We start from the raw sequence: 1,266 nt of genomic DNA, 5'->3' as shown, positions 1-1,266 counted from the left end.
CGCTCGACCAGCGCCACGCGCGCGTGCTCCAGAACCTCGGGCCCGAACTCCCACGGCTCCCCGCGCCCCGCCCGGGGACCGGCGTGCGTACGGAACAGCGGCAGGTAGGCGCCCAGCTGGAGCCACCGCAGATACAGCTCCGGAGAGTAGTCGCCGGCGGAACCTCCCATGCCCGACCCCGATTACGGCACCCCGCACAGCCCCAGCCCCACCACGAGCGACAGGGACGCCCGCAGCCCCGGCCAGCCCGGAGCGACGTCCCCGGACCAGGCCCCGCCGTAGCGCTGGATCCCCGCCCAGCCGGAGCGCGAGAACAGGAACGGGCGCTCCTCGGGAAGCAGCTCCCGCAGCCCCTCGTAGCCGGCCTGAGCCATGCACAGCGCGTACACGTTATGCGCCTCACGGTGATCGCCGCCGCGGCCCTCGAGAGCGTGCCGCGCCGACCGGGGGAGCGTCGACTCCCCCAGCGCGGTCAACGATGTGGGCTCGTTCATGTGATGCCAGAAGCCCGAGAAGCCCTGCGCGGTCCCCTCCGCGTAGAACCTGCCCCACCATCGCCGCACGCGCGCGTGCGTGAAGTCCGGAAACACCGACTTGCCCGTCCGCGCCACACCCTCCACGATCCGCCCCGAGGCGCCCCGCACGAACGCGTCCCCGCCGACCCCGCTGTCGCAGACCGCGTCACCCGGCGAGACCCGCACCGCAGGGTCGACGACCGGCACCAGGCGGACCCCGTCCCGCCGGAGCTCCTCGGCCAGTACCGGCAGCTTCCCGAAACGCTCCTGGTCGACGGTGAACACCTGTCGGTCCTCCCGGTGGTCGGCCCCCAGATGGACCGCGTCGAGCGGCAGACCACGCTCCCGGTAACCGGCCACCACACGCCGCACCTCCTGCTCGCCGCCGAAGTCCCCCGCGTGATGGTGCCCGAGCGCCCAGGCCGGCGGCAGCGCCGGCGCACCGGTGAGTGAGGCCCAGGTGAGCAGCACGCGCGCGGGGGCCCCCACCATCACCCAGCAGCGCAGGGGGCCGCCGTCCATCCGCAGCTCGGACACCCCGGCCCGGTCGTGCCCCGAGCCGGCCCCCTCCTCGCCCTCCCGCAGCCTCACGGAGCCGTCCCACGACGTGTCATGGAACGCCAGATGAGTGGCCGTGTCGGCCACCACCAGGTGCACCGGCATCGTCAGGTACAGCGGATCGTCCCCCCGGCCGAACGCCCGCCCCGGATCGTTGTTCCACAGCCGGTACGTCCCCGCCCGCAGGCGAGGC

Annotated in this window: 1 pseudogene; it reads right to left on the bottom strand. The window is 74.1% G+C overall.

The window, feature by feature from the left end:
- Positions 1–1,266, bottom strand: a pseudogene (locus tag BZL64_RS38455) (TIM-barrel domain-containing protein); the annotation flags it as partial.

This window comes from Streptomyces bobili (assembly GCF_002154575.1).
In the GTDB taxonomy this organism is placed as follows: Bacteria; Actinomycetota; Actinomycetes; order Streptomycetales; family Streptomycetaceae; genus Streptomyces; species Streptomyces bobili.
This window is presented reverse-complemented; position numbering and strand designations above follow the sequence as displayed.